The sequence below is a fragment of the Mesorhizobium sp. M2A.F.Ca.ET.039.01.1.1 genome, assembly GCF_003998035.1.
GTDB lineage: Bacteria > Pseudomonadota > Alphaproteobacteria > Rhizobiales > Rhizobiaceae > Mesorhizobium.
Genome location: NZ_RZRY01000723.1, coordinates 1 through 3,004 on the forward strand (window position 1 = coordinate 1; position 3,004 = coordinate 3,004).

Below are 3,004 nucleotides of genomic sequence, written 5' to 3' on the forward strand. Positions count from 1 at the left end.
GGGCAGATCGACGTCCTCGCCGGCGGCCCTCCATGCCAGGGGTTCAGCTTTGCAGGCCGCCGCGTCGAGAACGACCCGCGCAACCGCCTCTTCGAAAAGTACGTCGAAGTGGTCGAAGCCTTGCAGCCCCAGGCGCTAATCATAGAGAACGTGCCTGGCATGCGGGTGGCGCACGCACGTCGCAACGTGGTGGAGCTCCACACGACAGGCGAATCGGCGACCGACAAGAGGTCATTCTATGAGAAGTTGGTTGATAGCCTTTCCGCCATTGGCTATGTGGTCGACGCGATGCTCGTCGATGCTTCTCGCTTCGGCGTGCCTCAAAAGCGTTCGCGCCTGATCGCGATCGGTGTGCGCAAGAACGTATGCAAATGGCTCGACGGCGGAATCCGCCGCGTATTCGAACTCATCGAAGAAGCAAGGGCCGAACAATTGAAGGAACTCGGGCTTCCGGTCGCAGTGAGTGCCGCGGCCGCTCTCTCGGACCTCGAGACATCCAACAGGCCGCAGATCCGATGTGTTGATCCGGAATCCGCGCCTGGATTCGTAGAGGCAGACTATACCGGCCCGCAATCTGACTACCAGCGCCTCATGCATGCGGGCCATATCGGCGCCATGGATAGTATGCGCCTCGCGCGACATAGAGACGATGTGCGCGACCGTTTCGCGCGCATCCTGCTGGAATGTCGCAGGGGGGTACGCATGAACGACGAAAGTCGTCGAACCTTTGGCATCAAGAAGCACCGCATCTATCCCTTGGATAGAAAAGAACCCGCGCCAACGATAACGACGCTGCCAGACGACATCCTGCACTATGCAGAACCGCGCGTCCTGACGGTTCGAGAATCCGCCAGGTTGCAGTCCTTCCCTGACTGGTTCCTTTTCAAGGGCAAGTATACGACGGGTGGGGAACTGCGCACGAGGGAGTGCCCGCGCTACACGCAAGTCGGCAACGCGGTCCCCCCGTATCTCGCTCGCGCAATAGGAAAGGCCCTTGTGCGGTTGCTCGAGGAGTTAGCCGGGACACAGGCAGTCTTTGACCAATTTCCACCCGAGACGCCGATTGCAGCTCTGGGCTAAAAGGGGGAGACCATGTCCGAGGTGTCAGTCGCCGCGCCGTATCCTGGGCAGTTAGTGAATTGGTCGGGAAACCGTTCGGGTGGCGTTCGTCGTCTATTCGACGCCAGTAGCGGCCGGCCAGGCGAAAACATATTCGAAACGAACTTGCTTCACAGGTTGGAAGCTTGGGCCAGCGCCGCGGCTACTAGCCAGGGTGACGTACCGCATATTGTGTTGCTTGTGGGTGGCCCAGGAAATGGCAAGACCGAGGCGATTGAGTCTACGGTTGGTTGGCTCGATACGGCGCTCGGTGCGAATAAAAAGCTCGCCAGTGAGCTGGGCAAATCCTTTTTTCCGCCAGACGGCACGTTCGCGCCTCGGCTCGTTCACATAGATGCCGGCGCAATGGGAACTTCTCGCGAGCTCAGGCTCTCGATCGTCCAGGACGCATCCGCCGTGGTCGATGCTCCCGGCGGGCAAGCCGCGCAGCTGCTGCTTGAGGAACTGGAAGCAGCTCAATCAGCGCCCGCGAACGAACTCTACCTTTGTTGCGTCAACCGGGGCGTACTCGACGATGCGTTGATCGAGGCGATCGATCGCGAGAAAGGCCCGCGGCGCCTCCTTGAGGCAATTACGCGCGCTGTGAGCCTTGCGCCTGACGCGCCATCGTGTTGGCCGCTTGAGGGTTTCCCTGAAATCGCAGTATGGCCAATGGATGCCGAATCGTTACTGCTTGCGCCGATCAGGGGCGGGGAGGCGCCAGCGAGGAGTTTGCTGCGTCAGGCGCTCGACGAGACGAGATGGCCGCCACTGGGGAGCTGCATCGCGGGGATTTCGTGTCCCTTTTGCGGAAGCCGAGAACGATTGTCGCGCGAGCGCGAAGAGACCTCGCTCCTACAAATCTTGCGCTGGTTCGAGGTGGCGAGCGGAAAGCGGTGGAGCTTCCGCGACCTTTTCTCCCTAGCGTCGTACCTGCTGGCCGGCCATCGGGCGTCGCCACGGGAGTCTGGGCTCGAGCCTTGCGAATGGGCAGCGAAACTTGCCGGTCTCGACGATCTTGCACGCCGCGGCGGCAAGCCGTCGAAGGAGCAATCGACGGCAATCTTCCAGCTCGTGGCGGCGCAATACCAGCATGCCCTGTTCCATCGTTGGGAGCGAGACGCCGGACCAACGTTGCTGCGCGAGATCAAAGAGCTAGGTCTCGACGACGACAACACCGCGATGGGCCTGCAATGGTTCCTATCGTCGCGGCGAACTCCCTACTTGCCGGCCATGATCGGCCCGGCCCTTGAGGGCATCGCCGAGATGCTCGACCCAGCGCTCGCCGATCCAGATACGGAGGTGCAGGCAACCCGCAACACCAGCTTCGCCTTGCGTGATGTCGACGTGAGGTTTAGTCGATCGGTCCTCGAGGGACTCGATTTTGTCCGAAAGCTCCAAGTGCTGACGCGGCTTGAGGTGGACCTCGTTGAGCGGCTCGCGAAACTCGATGCCGAGCTTTCCGTGAGCAGCGTACGCCGCAAACGGCCAGCATCTGCCACACACGTCCAGCGATTCGTGCGGGATTTCGCCTGCAGGCTCGTTCGCAGGGCGCTTGGGACCCGAACCGCCGCCGTGCTCGACGCCGCGGTCCTGTCCGACTTCCAGCGCGTGCTTGAGGACGTCGCCGGCGATGACTTGTTCGACGTGGCGCAAGAGGTCGAACATCTGCTCAACAGGAATCAGGATTTCGAGATTTCGCTCACGACGACCTTCGGCCAACCCTTGCCACCCACCATTCGCCGAGCCACCCTAGTCGTACCGTCGCGGTCGGTCCATCCGCTCGACGCTCAGCATGGTGGCCGACCGGCGTCACCCATTTGCTTCCTGATGGTCGGCGACGGTCGCTCGGGAAAACCCATCGCGCTAACCTATGATCTATTCAAGGCGGTCAAGGAGCTTGAGA

At 61.4% G+C, this 3,004-nt stretch carries 2 protein-coding genes; both read left to right on the plus strand.

Annotated features, from left to right (window positions below):
• Positions 1-1,080, plus strand: a 1,080-nt coding sequence (locus EOA24_RS32535) for a DNA cytosine methyltransferase (RefSeq protein WP_133374724.1), incomplete at its 5' end; no start/stop codon positions are given.
• A 12-nt stretch (positions 1,081-1,092) separates the two neighbouring features.
• The coding region (locus EOA24_RS32540) for a hypothetical protein (protein WP_127410506.1) at positions 1,093-3,004 on the plus strand (1,912 nt) is incomplete at its 3' end.